At 67.0% G+C, this 17,007-nt stretch carries 15 protein-coding genes; 6 read left to right on the top strand and 9 right to left on the bottom strand.

The genetic code is table 11. The features are described from left to right. Window positions 1-31: 31 nt before the first annotated feature. The 3 genes from trmFO to gluQRS are packed head-to-tail and all read left to right on the top strand — an operon-like array spanning window position 32 to window position 2,479. Window positions 32-1,384 carry a methylenetetrahydrofolate--tRNA-(uracil(54)-C(5))-methyltransferase (FADH(2)-oxidizing) TrmFO gene (gene trmFO / locus G0D83_RS22815; protein ID WP_164196923.1) on the top strand — a complete coding sequence of 451 codons (1,353 nt, stop codon included), beginning with the start codon at window positions 32-34 and terminating at the stop codon, window positions 1,382-1,384. Beyond that, window positions 1,381-1,602: a hypothetical protein gene (locus G0D83_RS22810; protein WP_092420792.1), complete on the top strand. Its 222-nt coding sequence runs from the start codon at window positions 1,381-1,383 to the stop codon at window positions 1,600-1,602. The genes trmFO and G0D83_RS22810 overlap by 4 nt, the downstream gene beginning before the upstream one ends. Window position 1,603: 1 nt before the next feature. After that, entirely contained in the window at window positions 1,604-2,479 is an 876-nt protein-coding gene (gene gluQRS / locus G0D83_RS22805; RefSeq protein WP_164196922.1) for a tRNA glutamyl-Q(34) synthetase GluQRS, read from the top strand. Window positions 2,480-2,553: 74 nt separating this feature from the next. Here the strand turns inward: gluQRS and hisI are convergent, their stop codons facing one another. Further along, window positions 2,554-2,916, bottom strand: coding sequence for a phosphoribosyl-AMP cyclohydrolase (hisI, locus tag G0D83_RS22800; RefSeq protein WP_164196921.1), 363 nt, complete (start codon window positions 2,914-2,916; stop codon window positions 2,554-2,556). A 69-nt stretch (window positions 2,917-2,985) separates the two neighbouring features. Between hisI and G0D83_RS22795 the strand changes: the two genes are divergently transcribed. Then, window positions 2,986-3,450 carry an iron-sulfur cluster assembly scaffold protein gene (locus tag G0D83_RS22795; RefSeq protein WP_164196920.1) on the top strand — a complete coding sequence of 155 codons (465 nt, stop codon included), beginning with the start codon at window positions 2,986-2,988 and terminating at the stop codon, window positions 3,448-3,450. 223 nt (window positions 3,451-3,673) lie between these two features. Here G0D83_RS22795 and G0D83_RS32565 read toward each other — a convergent pair whose 3' ends face one another. From G0D83_RS32565 to G0D83_RS22775, 5 genes are all read right to left on the bottom strand, one after another. Continuing rightward, complete coding sequence (locus G0D83_RS32565; protein WP_255455521.1) at window positions 3,674-3,796, bottom strand: hypothetical protein; 123 nt, start codon at window positions 3,794-3,796, stop codon at window positions 3,674-3,676. 207 nt (window positions 3,797-4,003) lie between these two features. Then, window positions 4,004-6,094, bottom strand: a complete 2,091-nt coding sequence (recG, locus tag G0D83_RS22790) for an ATP-dependent DNA helicase RecG (protein WP_164196919.1) — start codon at window positions 6,092-6,094, stop codon at window positions 4,004-4,006. Between the two features lie 7 nt (window positions 6,095-6,101). Further along, complete coding sequence (gene ligA, locus G0D83_RS22785; protein ID WP_164196918.1) at window positions 6,102-8,375, bottom strand: NAD-dependent DNA ligase LigA; 2,274 nt, start codon at window positions 8,373-8,375, stop codon at window positions 6,102-6,104. Window positions 8,376-8,440: 65 nt separating this feature from the next. Next, window positions 8,441-9,148: a response regulator transcription factor CtrA gene (ctrA, locus tag G0D83_RS22780; protein WP_108965835.1), complete on the bottom strand. Its 708-nt coding sequence runs from the start codon at window positions 9,146-9,148 to the stop codon at window positions 8,441-8,443. Between the two features lie 282 nt (window positions 9,149-9,430). After that, window positions 9,431-9,703 carry a DUF1153 domain-containing protein gene (locus G0D83_RS22775; protein WP_164196917.1) on the bottom strand — a complete coding sequence of 91 codons (273 nt, stop codon included), beginning with the start codon at window positions 9,701-9,703 and terminating at the stop codon, window positions 9,431-9,433. Window positions 9,704-10,158: 455 nt separating this feature from the next. Between G0D83_RS22775 and mnmA the strand changes: the two genes are divergently transcribed. Together mnmA and G0D83_RS22765 are read left to right on the top strand one after the other, a co-directional pair. Next, on the top strand, window positions 10,159-11,301 hold the full coding sequence (gene mnmA, locus G0D83_RS22770) for a tRNA 2-thiouridine(34) synthase MnmA (protein WP_164196916.1): 1,143 nt from the start codon (window positions 10,159-10,161) through the stop codon (window positions 11,299-11,301). 68 nt (window positions 11,302-11,369) lie between these two features. Then, window positions 11,370-11,702: a DUF1992 domain-containing protein gene (locus tag G0D83_RS22765; RefSeq protein WP_108965840.1), complete on the top strand. Its 333-nt coding sequence runs from the start codon at window positions 11,370-11,372 to the stop codon at window positions 11,700-11,702. On the opposite strand, the gene G0D83_RS22760 is transcribed toward G0D83_RS22765, so the two are convergent. The 3 genes from G0D83_RS22760 to G0D83_RS22750 all read right to left on the bottom strand — a co-directional run bounded on the left by G0D83_RS22760 (window position 11,699) and on the right by G0D83_RS22750 (window position 16,975). Beyond that, window positions 11,699-13,537 (bottom strand): bifunctional diguanylate cyclase/phosphodiesterase, encoded by a 1,839-nt coding sequence (locus G0D83_RS22760; protein ID WP_164196915.1) that lies wholly within the window; start codon window positions 13,535-13,537, stop codon window positions 11,699-11,701. The genes G0D83_RS22765 and G0D83_RS22760 overlap by 4 nt on opposite strands. A gap of 267 nt (window positions 13,538-13,804) precedes the next feature. Continuing rightward, window positions 13,805-15,139 (bottom strand): sigma-54 dependent transcriptional regulator, encoded by a 1,335-nt coding sequence (locus G0D83_RS22755; protein WP_095883317.1) that lies wholly within the window; start codon window positions 15,137-15,139, stop codon window positions 13,805-13,807. Between the two features lie 72 nt (window positions 15,140-15,211). Beyond that, on the bottom strand, window positions 15,212-16,975 hold the full coding sequence (locus tag G0D83_RS22750) for an ATP-binding protein (RefSeq protein WP_108965844.1): 1,764 nt from the start codon (window positions 16,973-16,975) through the stop codon (window positions 15,212-15,214). Between the last annotated feature and the right edge of the window lie 32 nt (window positions 16,976-17,007).

The following is a 17,007-nucleotide window of genomic DNA, read 5'->3' as shown; positions in this document are numbered from 1 at the left end:
CACCGGCGCACGGATCGCCTATCTGCCCGACATGGACAAAACTCTTCATATCGTGGGCGGCGGCATGGCCGGGTCCGAGGCTGCCTGGCAGGCGGCGCGGCTGGGTGTCGACGTGGTGATCCACGAGATGCGGCCCAAGGTGGAAACCTTCGCCCATCGCACCGGCAACCTCGCCGAGATGGTCTGCTCGAACTCCTTCCGCTCGGACGATCACGAGCAGAATGCCGTTGGTCTCCTGCATTGGGAGATGCGGCAGGCGGGCTCGCTGATCATGCAGACGGCGGGCGAACACCGGCTGCCCGCGGGCGGCGCGCTGGCGGTTGACCGCGATCCCTTCTCCGAGGCAGTGACCGCCAAGCTCCTCGCGCTGCCGAACGTGTCGGTGAGCGCCGAGGAGATTTGCGAGTTGCCCTCGGACGGGCATTGGATCTTTGCCACCGGTCCGCTGACCTCGGGCACGCTCGGCAAGGCGCTGCAAGCCGAGACCGGCGCCGAGGCGCTGGCCTTCTTCGACGCTATCGCCCCCATCGTCTATTTCGACACGATCGACATGGACACGGCCTGGCTGCAGAGCCGCTACGACAAGGGCGAGACCGAGGAAGAGCAGAAGGCCTACATCAACTGCCCGATGACCAAGGAGCAGTACGAGGGTTTCATCGACGCGCTGCTGGCCGCCGAGAAGACCGAGTTCCACGAGGGCGAGACAGCGGGCTATTTCGACGGCTGCCTGCCGATCGAGGTGATGGCCGAGCGTGGCCGCGAGACGCTGCGCCACGGGCCGATGAAGCCGATCGGCCTGACCAACCCGCACAAGCCCGAGGAAAAGGCCTACGCCGTGGTGCAGCTGCGCCGCGACAACGCGCTCGGCACGCTCTACAACATCGTGGGCTTCCAGACGAAGATGAAATACGGCGCGCAGACCGAGGTCTTCCGCCGCATCCCGGGGCTGCAGAACGCCAGCTTCGCACGCCTCGGCGGCATCCACCGCAACACCTTCCTCAACTCGCCCACCCTGCTCGATGCGCAGATGCGCCTGCGCTCGCGGCCCAACCTGCGCTTTGCGGGGCAGATCACCGGCGTCGAGGGCTATGTCGAGAGCGCCTCGATGGGTCTGCTGGCGGGCCGGATGGCGGCGGCGGAGATCCTCGGGCATGAGCTGCCGCAGGTGCCGCAGGACACTGCCCATGGCGCGCTCATCCACCACATCACCGGCGGCGCCGAGGCCAAGACCTTCCAGCCGATGAACGTGAACTTCGGCCTCTTCCGCCCGCTCGAAGGGCTGCGCGGCGGCCGCCGCGGTCGCAAGGACCGCTACAAGGGCTACACCGACCGCGCCAAGACCGTCTGGCAGGAGTGGCTCGCCGCACAGGAGGTGCCCGCGTGAACTACGTCCTCGCCCTGCTGCTGCCGCCGCTCTCGATCCTGCTGACCGGCAGGCCGATCCTTGGCATCGTGGTCTTCGTGATCTGGGTGCCGGCGATCATCTTCTCGGGCGGGCTCACCCATCCGATGTTCATCCTTCTGGCCTGGGTGCTGATCTACCAGTCCGGCGAGGAGCGGCGCACCCGGCGGATCGAGAAAGCCTATCGCCGCGAGGACTGAGGTGCGCACGCGCTTTGCCCCTTCGCCCACCGGCCCGCTGCACCTGGGCCATGCCTATTCAGCGCTGCTGGCCGAGGGCATGGCACGGGCGGCGGGCGGCGCGTTCCTGTTGCGCATCGAGGACATCGACAGCACCCGCTCGCGCGCCCATTGGGAGGCGCAGATCTACGACGATCTGCGCTGGCTCGGCCTCAAATGGGACGAGACGCCGATGCGCCAGTCGGACCGGCTGCCCGCCTATGAGGCGGCGCTCGACGCGCTCTGGGCCCGAGAGCTGATCTACCCCTGCCACTGCACCCGCCGCGATATCCAGGCCGCCGCCTCGGCGCCGCAGGAAGGCACCGAGCCCGCCTATGGCCCCGACGGGCTGGTCTATCCCGGCACCTGCCGGCACCTGCTCGCCCCCGGCTACGGCGCGACGCCGCGACCGCGCGGCGCCGCGCTGCGCCTCGACATGGCGCGGGCGCTGGACGAGGCCGGGCCGGAGCTGTGCTTTGAAGAAAGCGGCGCGGGTCCGGACGGCGACACCGGGCGCATCGCGCTCTCCCACGATCAACTGCTCCGCCAAGTGGGCGACGTGGTTCTGTCACGCCGCGACTTCCCCGGCTCGTACCACCTATCGGTGGTTTTGGACGATGCGGCGCAGGCGATCACCCACGTGGTGCGGGGGCGCGATCTTTTCGAGGCGACGGCGATCCATGTGGTGCTGCAGCGCGTCTTGGGGCTGGCGACGCCGGTCTACCACCACCATGAGTTGATCCGCGACGAGGAAGGCAAGCGGCTCGCCAAGCGCGACGACGCGCGGGCCATCGTGACTTACCGCGCAGAAGGGGCCAGCCCCGAGGACATAAGGCGGATAGTCGGCATCCAGAGATAAGGGGTTCCGCCCCTCGGCGCCGCACGCCTCAACCCGGCATATTGGAAGAGAGAAGACGGCGCCGTACGGCGGCGTCAGCCCGCCATGGGCTGCAGGATTTCGACTTCCTCGCCATCGCGCAGCGCGGTGTAGAAGCAGCTGCGGCGGTTGGTGTGGCAGGCCGGGCCGGTTTGGCGCACGAGGGCCAGCAGGCAGTCACGGTCACAGTCGACGCGCAGCTCGACCAGTTCCTGCACGTGGCCCGAGCTTTCACCCTTCACCCAAAAGCTCTGACGCGAGCGCGACCAGTAGGTGACACGGCCGGTCTCGAGCGTGCGGGCCACCGACTCGGCGTTCATCCAGGCCATCATCAGCACCTCGCCCGTCGCCTCCTCCTGCGCGATGCAGGGGATCAGGCCGTTTGCGTCATAGACCAAGGTGGCGGGATCGAAGCTCATGGTGAAATTCCCTTTTGCAGGTGCCGGGCGCGCACCCTATCTATGGGGGGCGAGCCGAAAGGGAAACCCATGTCCGCCACCACCTCTGCCGAAACCGACCTGATCAAGCTCTACTCCTCGCGCATTCTTGCGCTGGCGGCGGATATTCCCCGGACCGAGCGGCTGGAGCATCCCGATGCGACGGTGAAGAAGCGCTCGCCGCTCTGCGGCTCGACGGTGACCGTCGATCTCGCGCTGCAGGACGGGCGGGTCAGCGACTTCGGCCAGGACGTGAAGGCCTGCGCGCTTGGCCAGGCGGCGGCCTCGGTCGTCGGCGAGGCGATCATCGGCTGCACCCCCGAGCAATTGGCACAGGCGCGCGATGCGCTGCGCGCCATGCTCAAGGAGGACGGGCCGACCCCGCCTGCCCCCTTCGACGGGCTCGAGGTGCTGCGCCCGGCGGCGGCCTACAAGAACCGCCACGCCTCGATCATGCTGGCGCTGGAGGCGGCGACCGAAGCCGCCGAGGAAATCGTCGCGGCGCGCCGCGCCTGACGGCACCCCGGCCCCGGTCGAGCCCAGAGATCAGAACACCCGACAAAAAAACCGCCGCACTCCGGGGATGGGAGGCGGCGGCAGTGGCGTGTCTTGTGGACTCCGGAAGAGCCGCTTTGCGTATCCGGGGATCAGGCGACCCGGAGTTGGGGAAACAATGCAGCGCATCGGGACAGTGATGCGGCGGCACCCGGAGCAAGACCGCAGGCAGAAATTCGAAGGCTCAGAGAAGTGGCAAATGCAGCGCCCCGACAAGGATCACGATCAGCGAGACGGCCCCGATCATGTCGGTGACCAGCGAGCTGTTGTCGGCGCGGCTCATGGTGGTGCGGATGGTCTCAATCATCTTGGCGTTCCCTGTGTGCGTGCTGTGCGTGTTCTCTTGTTGCCCTTTTGTTCTCACGTGATGCGAGTCGAGTAAAGAACTTTTTAAGAACATTTGCGAACACCTGAGAACATAAGGCAGGAACACAAAGACCCCGCGCGTGCCGCTGCGCGCCGGGTCTTTTATATTTTCTCTAATTTACAGAGAGTTACACGGTTGACGCATCGATTACCCGACGCTGATCAGCTTGATCGCCTCGTCCTGCCGCATCAGCCAGAGCAGCATGCGCGCCGCCTTGCCCCGGTCGCTCTGCAGCTCCGGATCCTCGGCCAGCAGCCGCCGGGCATCGCTCTGCGCCATCGCCATCAGCGAGGCCTGGCTTTCGAGGTCCGCCACCTTGAAACGTGGCAGGCCCGATTGCGCGGTGCCGATGAGGTCCCCCGCGCCGCGCATCTGCAGGTCGACCTCGGAGATGCGGAAGCCGTCCTCGGTCTCGCGCAGCGTCGTGAGCCGCTTCGAGCCGCTCTCGCCGAGCGGCGGCTGGTACATCAGCAGGCAGGTGGAGGCCGCCTCGCCGCGCCCGACCCTCCCGCGCAGCTGGTGCAGCTGCGCCAGCCCGAAGATCTCGGCCCGCTCGATCACCATGATCGAAGCATTGGGCACGTTCACCCCGACCTCGATCACCGTGGTGGCGACCAGCACCTTTGTCTCGCCGGCGACGAAGCGCGCCATGGCGGCGTCCTTCTCGGCGGGCGGCATCTGGCCGTGCACCAGCCCCACCACCCCCTCGCCAAGCTCAGCGCGCAAGCGCTTGAAGCGTTCCTCGGCGGCGGTGAGGTCCGAGACCTCGCTCTCTTCGACCAGCGGGCAGACCCAATAGGCCTGCCGCCCCTCGGCAACGGCCTTGCGCAGATGCTCCAAGACCTCGCCCATGCGCTCGGTCGAAACCAGCGCGGTCTGCACCGGCTTGCGCCCCGGCGGCTTTTCGTCGAGCACCGAGACGTCCATGTCGCCGTATTGCGCCAGCGCGAGGCTGCGCGGGATCGGAGTGGCCGTCATCACCAGCACGTCGGCGCCCTGCCCCTTGCGGCCCAGCTCGAGCCGCTGGCGCACGCCGAAGCGGTGCTGCTCGTCGACGATGGCAAGGCGCAGCGCCTTGAACACTACATCATCCTGAAACACCGCGTGGGTGCCGACGAGGATGTGGATATTCCCCTCCGCCAGCGCCGCGAGCTTGGCCTTGCGTTCGGCGCCCTTGTCGCGGCCGGTAAGGATTTCCACCACCACCCCGGCGCTCTCGGCCAGTGGCTGCAGCCCCTCAAGGTGCTGGCGTGCAAGAATCTCGGTCGGCGCCATCATCACGCCCTGCCCCCCGGATTCCACCGCGACGAGCAGCGCCATGAAAGCGACCAGCGTCTTGCCCGCCCCCACGTCGCCCTGCAGCAGACGGTTCATCCGGGTCTCGGCGGCCATGTCCTCGGCGATCTCGTCCATCGCCCTCAGCTGCGCGCCGGTGGGCCGGTAGGGCAGCGCCGAGAGCACGCGGCGGCGCAGGCGCCCGTCGCCCATGGTGGGATACCCCTTGCCCTTGCGGCGGTTGATCCGCGCGAGGCCCAGGGTCAGCTGATGCGCCAGCAGCTCGTCATAGGCAAGCCGGGCGCGGGCCGGCGCGCTGGGGCTGAGCGCAGACATACCGTCGGGGGCATGGGCCGCCTCGAGCGCGGCGTGCCAATCGGGCCAGCCCTCACGGTCCTTCAACGGCCCGTCGATCCATTCCGCCAGCTCGGGCGCGCGGCTGAGCGCCCCGGCCACGGCGCGGGCCATGAGTTTCTGCGTGACCCCGGCTGTCAGCGGGTAGACCGGTTCGAAGAGCGGCAGCATGTGCGCCTCCTCGGGCGGCAGCATGTGGTCGGGGTGGACCATCTGCGCCAAGCCGTCGAAAAACTCGACCTTGCCAGAGACCAGTCGCCGCGATCCCTCGGGCAGCACGCGGGTCAGGTAGTCGGCGCGACCGTGGAAGAACACCAGCTGAAACGTCGTCTCGGCGTCCTCGACCTGGATGCGGTAGGGCCGCCCCTTCACCGCGGGCGGCATGTGACGCAGCACCTGCACCTCGACCGTCACCGTGCCGGGAAGGTCGGCCCCCTGCACCGAAGGCCGCGGGCGGCGGTCGATCACCGAATGCGGCAGCGTCAGCAGCAGGTCGCGCGGCGCGACAACCTCCAGCCCCTCCATCGCCTGCGCGGTCTTGGGACCGACGCCGTCCAGCGTCTTGAGCTCGGCAAAGAGCGGCCAGAGGGCCTCGGGGCGCTGGCTCATGCCGCGCTCATCCGCCGATCAGCGCAAGCCATGCGTCCTCATCCATGAGCCGCACGCCGAGTTCCTTGGCCTTGGCCTCCTTGCTGCCCGCGCCGGGCCCGGCGACGACGATGTCGGTCTTCTTGGACACCGAGCCCGAGACCTTGGCCCCCAGCGCCTCGGCGCGGGCCTTGGCCTCGGCCCGGGTCATCTTTTCCAGCGACCCGGTGAACACCACGGTGAGCCCGGCGACCGGGCTGCCCTCCGTCGCCGGGCGCTCGGCGTCCTGGATGTCGAGATGCGCAACCAGCCGGTTGACCGAGGCGCGCTCGGCCTCCTGGTGCAGCGAGGTCACCAGCGAGACCGCGACAATGGCACCGATGCCGTCGATACCGACGAGGTCATCCCAGGCGGCGCGCGCCTCCTGCGGCACCTTCGGCTCCTCGGCCCAGACCGCGTCCTGCGTCTCCTTGATGCGGGCGCGGCGGCCTTCTGCGGCGGCGGCCTTGCGCTCGGCCTCGACGGCGGCCTCGGCCTTGCGGTAGCGCTCGACCGCCGGGACCGCCTCGTCGACGGCAGAGATCATCGCGGCCCAGCCGAGGTAGTGTTTCGCCAGGTCCTTGGCGACCACCTCGCCGACGTGGCGCATGCCAAGCGCAAAGATCACCCGGTTGAGCTCGATCTTCCGCTTCTCGTCGATGGCGTCGAAAAGGTTCGAGGCGCTTTTCTCGCCCCAGCCCTCGCGGTTCTTGAGCTGCTGCATGCCCGAGCCGTAGCGTGTCTTCAGCTCGAAGATGTCCGCCGGCTCCTTGATCCAGCCGTCGCGATAGAACTGCTCGACCTGCTTGGCGCCGAGCCCTTCGATGTCGAAGGCAGCGCGCGAGACGAAGTGCTTGAGCTTCTCCACCGCCTGCGCCGGGCAGACGAGCCCGCCCGTGCAGCGGCGCACGGCGTCGCCCTCTTCTCGGATCGCCTCGGAGCCGCATTCCGGGCAAGTCGCGGGGAAGACGTAGGGCTGCGCGCCCTCGGGGCGTTTGCCGAGGTCGACGTCCGCCACCTTGGGGATCACGTCGCCGGCGCGGTAGACCTGCACCCAGTCGCCGACGCGGATATCCTTGGCGCCCCCGTCGGGGTCGGGGCGGATCACCTCGCCCTTGGCGTCGCGCCCGGCGATGTAATCCTCATTGTGCAGCGTGGCGTTCGACACCACGACACCGCCCACGGTGACCGGGGTCAGCCGCGCCACCGGGCTGAGCGCGCCGGTGCGGCCGACCTGGATGTCGATCGCCTCGAGCCGGGTCCAGGCCAGCTCGGCCGGAAACTTATGCGCGATCGCCCAACGCGGGGTTGTCGAGCGGAAGCCCAGCCGCCCCTGCAGAGCCAGATCGTTGACCTTGTAGACCACGCCGTCGATGTCATAGCCGAGCGTGGCGCGCTGTTCCTCGATCCTGCGGTAGTGCGCGATCATCTCGCGCGGGCCGTCGCAAAGCCGCGTGAGCGGGTTGGTCTGGAAGCCCAGCGCCTGCAGCCGTTCAATGGAGCCCATTTGTGTTTCAGCCAGCGGTCCCGAAAGCTCGCCCCAGGCATAGGCGAAGAAGCGCAGCGGGCGGGCGCGGGTGATCTCGGCGTCGAGCTGGCGCAGCGAGCCGGCGGCGGCGTTGCGCGGGTTGGCGAAGAGCTTTCCGCCGCGAGCCTCCTGCCGTTCGTTCAGAGCGGCGAAATCCTCGTGGCTCATGTAGACCTCGCCGCGCACCTCCAGAACGTCGGGCGCGCCGGTCAAGCTCTGCGGGATATCGGCGATGGTGCGGGCGTTGGCGGTGACGTTCTCCCCCACGGTGCCGTCGCCGCGGGTGGCGGCCTGCACCAGTTCGCCCTGTTCATAGCGCAGGGAGAGCGAGAGCCCGTCGATTTTCGGCTCGGCGGTATAGGCCAGCCCAGCGCCGCCCTCGAGAGCAAGGTAGCGGCGGATGCGGGCGTCGAACTCCTCGACCTCCTCCGGCTCGAAGGCATTTCCGAGCGACAGCATGGCAACCGCATGGCGAACCTTGGAGAATCCCTCGGCCAGCGGAGCGCCGACCTGTTCGCTGGGACTGTCTTTGCGCTTGAGCTCGGGAAACCGCTCTTCGATCTCGAAGTTGCGGCGCTTCAGCGCGTCATAGTCGGCGTCCGAGATCTCGGGCGCGTCCTCGGTGTGGTAGGCGACGTTGGCCTGTGCGAGCAGATCGGCGAGCCGGGCAAGCTCGTCCCGTGCCTCCGTTTCGGTCAGTGCCTCTACCGGTTTCTCCGCCACGTTCTGGGCCATTGCCGCATTCCTTGCTCACGCCTTTTAGCAGACGTGATAGGGCGCGCGGCGGAGCACGTCCAGAGTCAGGCGTTCACCGCCAAGGCGCCAACCGGCGGCTCGGGATCGCGCAGCACGTATCCGCGCCCCCAGACGGTCTCGATGTAATTCTCGTCCCCCGTGGCTTCCGAGAGCTTCTTGCGCAGCTTGCAGATGAAGACATCGATGATCTTGAGCTCGGGCTCATCCATCCCGCCGTAGAGATGGTTGAGAAACATCTCCTTGGTCAGCGTCGTGCCCTTGCGCAGCGAGAGCAGCTCGAGCATCTGGTATTCCTTTCCGGTCAGATGCACGGAGCGCTCGCCGACAGTGACGGTCTTGGCGTCGAGGTTCACCGACACCTTGCCGGTACGGATGATCGACTGCGAGTGTCCCTTGGAGCGGCGGATGATCGCATGGATGCGTGCTACCAGCTCGTCGCGGTGGAAGGGCTTGGTGAGGTAGTCGTCGGCGCCAAAGCCGAATCCCTTGATCTTGTTCTCGGTGTCGTCAGCTCCGGACAGAATCAGAATCGGCGTATTGATTCGCGCCATGCGCAGCTGGCGCAGCACCTCGTGCCCGTGAATATCCGGCAGATTCAGGTCGAGCAGGATCAGATCATAGTCGTAGAGCTTCGCAAGATCGATGCCCTCTTCCCCGAGATCTGTGGCGTAGACGTTCAGGTTCGCGTGGTTAAGCATCAGCTCGATGCTCTTCGACGTGGTCGGATCGTCTTCAACCAAAAGGATGCGCATGGCCGTCTCCGCTAATCTCTACCCCTGCGCCGAGCCTGTCCCAATTTAGTTAATGGTTCTTTACCCCAGCCGAGATCAGTCTAGAGAACTTGAGTGGGCAATCAACTTTCGAAAGAATCTCATAAGGATAGGTCGCGCCTATTTCCGCCCCGAGGTGATCCTGACCTTGCGTGCCAGGCAGGACGTCCACCGTCCCCAAGGTAAAGCCAGCGATGCCGGGCGTTTCGCGAGCCCCCCAAAGCCCCATGAGCTCCATGAGCCCCATGGGTCGCCATTCGCCCCTCAGCGGAACCGCTGCACCTGCGTGGCCTTGAGCGCCTCCTCTCCGTGGCTGGAGACGGCCTTAACCCATTCGGCCAGTTCCTCGGCGCTGAGCGCATAGCGCTCCATCGCCTGCTGGTCCGTCAGGAGCCCGTGACGCACGGCGCGCACCACGGCGGCCTTGCGGGAGGCCACCCAGCGCCGCGTCTCTGGCGGTGGGAGATCGGCCCGTGTCATGATCGAACCATCAGGCAACGTCACCGCGCGCGGGCCATCGATCTTCTTGAGGTACATGGTCGTCGTCCCGTGTGCTCGTCCGGTATGATCGCACCGTGAGGTCGTCTCCTCGGGTGGTCCTCGCCCCTCGTCGTCATCGCTCCGGCTGGTGGCCCCCCATTCGGTCGCCACCCTCGTGCGAGTGTCCCCTGTTCTCACGTCCCATGCCTGCGTCCATGGCCCTCTATCGTGGCCCTTCATCGTGGGCTTTCCCATGGCCCGGCCATTGCCGCACCAGTTTCATCGGGGCGGCGCTTCGGCCATACTGCTGTCGCGCAGGATGCCGGGTTTTTGCGGGTCTCTTCGGCGCCTCCCGTCGGGAGGATTCCAGCACCTCCACCGCCCCCCTTCGCAGCGCGACCCAGCTATGGGGGTGACGCATAATGGCCTTGCGCGATTTAACGCTGTCTAAAACGCGCCCTTGTTAGTATGACGCATTTTCCTATATTCCCCCGGACTCCCGGAGATTGATGATGGCCCTCGATACCCAGACCTTGAACTCGCTTGGCTTTGCGAAATCCCCCGCCGACACGCGGGTGGTCGTCGCCATGTCTGGCGGCGTGGACAGCTCCGTCGTCGCCGCCATGCTGGCCGAGGAAGGCTACGACGTGGTCGGCGTGACGCTGCAGCTCTACGATCACGGCGCGGCGCTGGCCAAGAAGGGCGCCTGCTGCGCCGGCGTCGACATCCACGACGCGCGCCGGGTGGCCGAGCAGATGGGTTTCCCGCACTACGTGCTGGACTACGAGAACATCTTCAAGGACGCGGTGATCGACGAGTTTGCCGAGAGCTACCTTGGCGGGGCCACCCCAGTGCCCTGCATCCGCTGCAACGAGCGGGTGAAGTTCAAGGACCTGCTGGAGACCGCCAAGGATCTCGATGCAGACTGCATGGCCACTGGTCACTACATTCAGCGCATGGATGGTGCGAACGGTGCCGAGCTGCACTCGGCTGCCGATGCGAACCGGGACCAGAGCTATTTTCTCTTCTCGACCACCCCCGAGCAGCTCTCTTACCTGCGCTTCCCGCTGGGGCACCTCAAGAGCAAGGCCGAGACCCGTGCGCTGGCCGCCAAGTACGGGCTTTCGGTGGCCGACAAGCCCGACAGCCAGGACATCTGCTTCGTGCCCGACGGCAACTACGCCTCGGTGATCGAGAAGCTCCGCCCCGGTGCCGCGGAGGCGGGCGAGATCGTGCATGCAGACGGGCGCAAGCTCGGCACCCACAAGGGCGTCATCCACTACACCATCGGCCAGCGCCGCGGCCTCGGCATCGGCGGGCTCGACGAGCCGCTCTACGTGGTGAAACTTGACGTCGACGCCAAACAGGTCGTGGTCGGCCCTAAGGAGATGCTGGCAACCCGCGTCATCCCGGTCCGCGAGATCAACTGGCTCGGCGATGAGCTCTTCACCAGCCGCGACGAATGGCACCTGAAGGTCAAGGTCCGCTCCACCCGCCCGCCGCGCGACGCGATCATCCGCCCGCTCAGCGACACCACGGCCGAGGTCGAACTTCTGACCCCCGAGGAAGGCGTCAGCCCGGGCCAGGCCTGCGTGTTCTATGCTCCCGAAGGCAGCCGCATCTTCGGTGGCGGCTGGATCTGGCGCGGCTACTGATCGCCGCACCCCTCTTGCTTCAGGCAATCCAAGGGCCCATCCTTTTTTATGAAAGGGTGGGCCTTGTCATGTCCTGGCTGAACCGGCTCACGGAACGCCGGATCCTGAAATCGCTGGTCGAGGGCAAGCTGCAGGGCTTGGAGGGTGAGGGGCGTCCCCTGCCCGATCGCAGCGGCGAGGCGCATCTCGACCCCGGCGAGGCCATGGGGTTCCGACTGATGGCCGAGGCCGGCGCCCTGCCCGAGGAAATCACCCTCAAGAAGCAGGTCGCCGCGCAGCAGCAGCGTCTGGCCCGACTGACCGACCCCGAGGCGCGCAAAGCGGCCATGGCCGAGCTTGCCGTTCTGCAGATGAAGCAATCCATGGCCGAGGAGGCCCGGCGCCGGTTCTTGCGCGACTAGCCCTCGTCCGGAGCCCATTCGCCGATCGGGTAGATCAGCGGCGCCTGCGCCAGCACTTCGCCGCAGAGCGGGGGAGAAATCATATGCCCCTGCCCGGCGTCGCAGCCCATGGCCCTGAGGTAGCTGAGCTGGCCGGGCGTCTCGATCCCCTCGGCCACGACGCGGAAGCCGAAGCGGCGCGCCATGCCGAGGATCGCCTCGACCACGGCGCGGTCGCGCGGATGCGCGCTGAGGCCCTGTACGAACTGACGGTCTATTTTCAGCATGTCGATCGGCCAAGCGCCGAGATGGCGCAGACTGCCGTAGCCCGTGCCGAAGTCGTCGAGCGCGATTTTTGCCCCGCAGGCGCGCAACTCACTCAATGACTCGAAGACGCGCCCCCCTGTCTCTCCCAGGATCACCGTCTCGGGCACCTCGATCACGATCGCCTGCCAAGGCAGCCCGAGGTCCGAGAGCAGCCTTCCGAAATCGCCCGTGAAACGCGGGTTGTGCAGGTCGAAGCCGGTGACGTTGAGGCCGATGCGCAGGGGGGCGCCAGCGACCGCCGTGCGCACTGGCAGCCCGCGCAGAATCTCGGTGGACTGCACGATCATGCTGCGGGTCAACTGTTCGGCCAGAACCGGGTTCTCGAAGATCGGGTAAAAGAGCTCGGGGCCGATGATCTCGCCATTCTCACCGCGCCAGCGGGCCAGAACCTCGTAGCCGGTACACTGCCCTGTGGCGAGGTCGACCACCGGGTGAAAGGCCGGCCCTATCTCTCCTGCGGCCAACGCCCCGGCGAAATTCCGCATGAGCTCGCGCAGGCTGAAACGCAGGTGGCGATGCGGATCGAAGATCACCGCGGCGCCGCGCCCGGCCTCCTTGGCCGCATAGAGCGCCGTGTCGGCCTGTTCGAACAGGGTGTCGTAGCTTTCGCCGTGGCGCGGGTAAAGCGCGGCGCCCATGCTGATCCCGCCCAGCTCGGACTTTCCCATGGTCTCGGCCAAGCGGGCGCTCGCCGCGCTGCAGGCCCGCATCACTTGCAGCAGCGCCACCTCCGCATCCGCGGGCAGGCGCAGCAGCAGCGCAAACTCATCCCCACCGATCCGCCCGAGCCGGGAGTCGGACGGGACGCTGCCCTGCAGCGCCCCGGCGATGGCACGCAGGTAGACGTCGCCGAACTGATGCCCGTGCAGATCATTGATCTGCTTGAAATTATCCAGGTCCATGAGCACCAGCGCATACGGCCCGCGCCCCGCGCCCAGGGTCTCGCGCGCCTGCGCCCGGAAGGCGTCGGCATTGTCGAGCCCGGAGAGCGCATCCTTCTGCACCCGTCGCTGCAGTTCTGCCGCCTGACGCCCGAGCGCGGCCATGTCCTGCGCCATCGCGATCTTCCCGCGGCGCTCGACAAGCAGCGCGGCGAGCATGGCGATGAAAGGCCGCGAGGCCTTCTCTGCCGCGGCTATGCTGACCTCGTCGGCATTGAATCCGAGCACGATGGTGCCCAGCGGCAACGCCGGATGCGAACTCCGGCCGCTGCCGATCCGCTCGATCAGGAAACACAGGCGCCGGCCCTTCACGACGGCTTCGACGGTCCCTCTGCGCTGTTGCAGCGCCAGCGCTTCGGGGCGATTGTCCACGAGGTTGCGCAGGCTTTCGGCAACGGGCCCCTCGAGCGGCGCCGCCATGCGTACCGCGCGCGGTCCAACGACCTCGGGCGGAAGGTCCACAAGACAGGCGACGGCCCCGGTCAATGGCAGGGCCGAGGCGCCGATCCTGTCCAGAAAGGCGTCGAGTTCGGAAACCGGCAGGTCATCCTGGCCGAAGGCATCGTGGTCCGGCAAATCGCTAATCATGGAGCCGGCACCTCCGTTACGTGAAATCCCAAGTCGAAAACCCGGGGCGCAGACGCGGATGCCGGCCCCCAACACAATTCCCGCCACGCGCAGAGGCACGCCGGTTACATCAAGCTTTATGGAAAACCTTAAGGAGTTGTTAATAAGTGCCCCGGCCGAAGAGATATACGCCGCGCCTTGGCACAAGGCGGGCAAAGCGAAACGCCGCCCGGGAGCCGGGCGGCGTCGATCCTTGGTTCCGTGACCTCATCTACGCGCGCGCGGCGCTCAGAGGTAGTCCGACCGCTGCAGGCCGTATTTGGCCATCTTCTCGTTCAGCGTCCGGCGCGGCAGGCAGAGCTCGTCCATCACCGAGGAGATCGACCCCTTGTGGCGGCGCATGGTGTTGTCGATCAGCATCCGCTCGAAGGCTTCCACGTATTCCTTCAGTGGCTTGCCCTCGGTGGTCATCACCGGCTGCATGTCCTCGTGGTCATTCATCAGCAGCGAGGCGATGGTGCCCGTCCCGCGACGCGACTGCAGCACCGCGCGCTCGGCAAGGTTGATCAGCTGGCGCACGTTTCCGGGCCAGGGCGCCTGCAGCAGCTGCGCCGCCTCCTGAGCCGAGACCTGCGGCGCGTCGCAGCCATATTCATCAGAGAACTGCTCGGAGAAGCGGGTGAAGAGCGTCAGGATGTCCTCGCCGCGCTGGCGCAGCGGCGGCACGGTGATCTTCAGCGCGGCAAGACGGTAGTAAAGGTCGGGGCGCAGCGCGGTCTCGCAGGTGCGGCCCTCGTCCTGCAGGTTGCAGATGGCGATGATGCGGGTTTCGGGCGGGGTGCCCTGATCGTTGATCACCGACAGAAGCCGCGCCTGCGAGGCGTCCGAGAGGCTTTCGATGTCCTCGAGCACCAGCGTGCCGCCGCGCGCCTCCTCGATCGCCGGAAGCCGGGTGTCCTCGGGCTGCATCGGGCCGAAGAGGCGGCGCATCAGCGCGTCCTCGTCCATCGCCGCGCAGGAGATCAGCACGAACTTCTTGCCGGCGCGCGAGCCCACCGCGTGCAGCGCGTGGGCGATCAGCGTCTTGCCGGTGCCGGTCTCGCCGTCAATCAGCACGTGGCCATCGGCCTGGCCCAGATCAAGCACATCCTCGCGCAGCCGCTCCATCGCCGGGCTCTGGCCGATGAGCTTGCTCATCAGCTGGCCGCCGTCCGAAAGCTCGCGGCGCAGCACCCGGTTGTCGAGCGTCAGGCGACGGGCATTGGTGGCTTTCTTCGCCAGCTCCGACATGCGGTCGGGGTTGAAGGGCTTCTCGAGGAAGTCATAGGCCCCGATCCGCATCGCCTCGACGGCCATGGGCACGTCGCCGTGGCCGGTGATCATGATGACGGGCAGCGCCGAGTCGTTGCCCATCAGCTTGCGCAGGAACTGGATGCCATCCATCCCCGGCATTCGGATGTCCGAGATCACGATGCCCGGGTAATCCGCGCCCACCGCGCCAAGCGCCTCTTCGGCGCTGGAGTAGGTCTCGGTGTCATAGCCAGACAGGGCCAGCCACTGGCTGATCGACTGGCGCATGTCCTTTTCATCGTCGACGATGGCGATCTTCATGGCTTTGGTCATTCGGTCTGGTCGCCTTTTGTTGTGGTCTTGGCGCGCGTCTCGCGCGGTAACTTACTCGTCATCGCACGCGGCTCACTCTGCCGCGGCGGGGCTTTCGTTCAAGATAGGCAATTGCATCTCGAAAACAGCCCCCCCTTCGGTCCCGTTGCGTGCCGAGAGGCGTCCACCGAGGTCGGTGACGATCCCCGAGGAGATCGCGAGGCCGAGACCGGTGCCGTCGCCGGGCTGCTTGGTGGTGTAGAAGGGCTCGAACAGCGCATCGAGATCCTCGATGCCGTGGCCGTTGTCACGCACGCTGAGCGTCGCCGTCTCGCCGCTGGCGAGGATGATCTCGATCTCGGGGTTGGCAACGGATTTGGTCGCGTCGATGGCGTTGCGCAGCAGGTTCACCAGGACCTGCTCGATGCGCATCCGGTCGCCCATCACCATCACTGGCAGGTCGGGAAGAATCTTGGAGATCCGCACCCGCCGCGCCTTCAGCTGCGGTTCCATCATCGACAGCGAGGAGGCCAATGCCTCGCCCATGTCGACCGGCACGAAATTGGCCTGCCCCTTGCGCGCGTAGCTCTTGAGCTGGCGGGTGATCGCCCCCATGCGCTCGATCAGGTCATCGATGCGGGAAAAGGCGGTCATCGCCTCCTCGGGGCGGTTGCGCTTGAGCAGCAGCCGCGCCCCCGCGAGGTAGGTCTTCATCGCCGCCAGCGGCTGGTTCAGCTCATGGCTGACGGCGGCGGACATCTCTCCGAGAGCGGCCAGCTTCGAGCTCTGCTCGAGCGTCTGCTCGGCGCTGGCCAGATCCTTCTGCACCTTTTCGCGCTCGGCGATCTCGCGCTGCAGCCGCGCGTTCAGCGCGCGCAGCTCGACGCTCTCGCGCTGGAAGAGAGCCATGCGCAGCGCGGTCTTGCGCGACAGCGCGTAGAAGGCCAGCGCGGTCAGCAGGGCAAAGGCCATGATCTCGAGCGCCAGCACGGCGTTCACCTTCTCGCGCACCGAGGCATAGGTGGTGAAGGTCGCCATGGTCCAGCCGCGGAAGGGAATGCGCCCGTCGATGCGCATCACCGCCTCGCCGCGCAGGTAGGCATCGGCGGGCAGCGCGGTCCAGTCGGCGGTGGCCTTGATGGCGCGCTCGATGGCATTCTCGGCGGGCTGCTTTGCCAGCGCCTCGTCCATGGTGAGCCCGCGCCAGCGCGGCTCGGTGGCAAGGATGATCCGCCCCTCGGAATCGAGCACGGCGACGGCATCGGTGATCCCTGCCCAGGCCCGTTCAAACTTCGCCAGATCGACCTCGACCATGATCACGCCGATGGAGGAGTTCTGGCTCTCCATGCGCCGCGAATAGGTGAAGGCGTAGCCCCCCGCCTCGCGCTCCTGCACGGTAAAGACGGTGGTATTGGCACGCAGCGCGTCGACGTAATAGGCCTCGGAGCGGTGGTTCGAGCCAAGCCGGTTGCGGTCGGTGGCTGCCACGGTGCGCCCGTCGCGGTCGAGCAGCATCAGCGAGGCCGCCCCGATTTCGTCGACATAGGAAATCAGCCGCTGCGTCGACTGGCTGAAGTCGCCCGAGTTCAGCGCCCCGATCAGGGCCGGATCGCGCGCCAGCAGCTGCGGCACGATGGCATTGCGGCGCAACTCGGACAGGATATTGCCCGAGTAGAGCGCCAGCCGCAGCTCGGCGCGGTTGCGCGTCGAGGCGGTGGAACGGTCGGTGAGCAGGACGTTGGTGATCCACACCGTGCTGACCGCCAGCACCAGCAAAAGGATAAGCGCCGCCCGCACCCGCCAACTCAGCGGGCCCGAACGCCGTCTGTCTTTCTTGTCACGCGTGGTCTCCGACATGGCGCCCAACTTACGCCGGGCGCCGGGCCGGC

The organism is Salipiger sp. PrR003 (assembly GCF_010500785.1).
Classification (GTDB): Bacteria; Pseudomonadota; Alphaproteobacteria; order Rhodobacterales; family Rhodobacteraceae; genus Salipiger; species Salipiger pacificus_A.
This window is presented reverse-complemented; position numbering and strand designations above follow the sequence as displayed.

Bases quoted from the DNA above. Each gene is read 5' to 3' on its own strand.
- G0D83_RS22795 (WP_164196920.1), top strand. From the start codon at position 2,986: ATGTCCGCCACCACCTCTGCCGAAACCGACCTGATCAAGCTCTACTCC.
- G0D83_RS22755 (WP_095883317.1), bottom strand. From the start codon at position 15,139: ATGACCAAAGCCATGAAGATCGCCATCGTCGACGATGAAAAGGACATG.
- recG (WP_164196919.1), bottom strand. From the start codon at position 6,094: ATGAGCCAGCGCCCCGAGGCCCTCTGGCCGCTCTTTGCCGAGCTCAAG.
- trmFO (WP_164196923.1), top strand. From the start codon at position 32: ATGGACAAAACTCTTCATATCGTGGGCGGCGGCATGGCCGGGTCCGAG.
- ligA (WP_164196918.1), bottom strand. From the start codon at position 8,375: ATGGCCCAGAACGTGGCGGAGAAACCGGTAGAGGCACTGACCGAAACG.
- hisI (WP_164196921.1), bottom strand. From the start codon at position 2,916: ATGAGCTTCGATCCCGCCACCTTGGTCTATGACGCAAACGGCCTGATC.
- G0D83_RS32565 (WP_255455521.1), bottom strand. From the start codon at position 3,796: ATGATTGAGACCATCCGCACCACCATGAGCCGCGCCGACAACAGCTCG.
- G0D83_RS22765 (WP_108965840.1), top strand. From the start codon at position 11,370: ATGTCCTGGCTGAACCGGCTCACGGAACGCCGGATCCTGAAATCGCTG.
- mnmA (WP_164196916.1), top strand. From the start codon at position 10,159: ATGGCCCTCGATACCCAGACCTTGAACTCGCTTGGCTTTGCGAAATCC.
- G0D83_RS22760 (WP_164196915.1), bottom strand. From the start codon at position 13,537: ATGATTAGCGATTTGCCGGACCACGATGCCTTCGGCCAGGATGACCTG.
- ctrA (WP_108965835.1), bottom strand. From the start codon at position 9,148: ATGCGCATCCTTTTGGTTGAAGACGATCCGACCACGTCGAAGAGCATC.
- G0D83_RS22775 (WP_164196917.1), bottom strand. From the start codon at position 9,703: ATGTACCTCAAGAAGATCGATGGCCCGCGCGCGGTGACGTTGCCTGAT.
- G0D83_RS22750 (WP_108965844.1), bottom strand. From the start codon at position 16,975: ATGTCGGAGACCACGCGTGACAAGAAAGACAGACGGCGTTCGGGCCCG.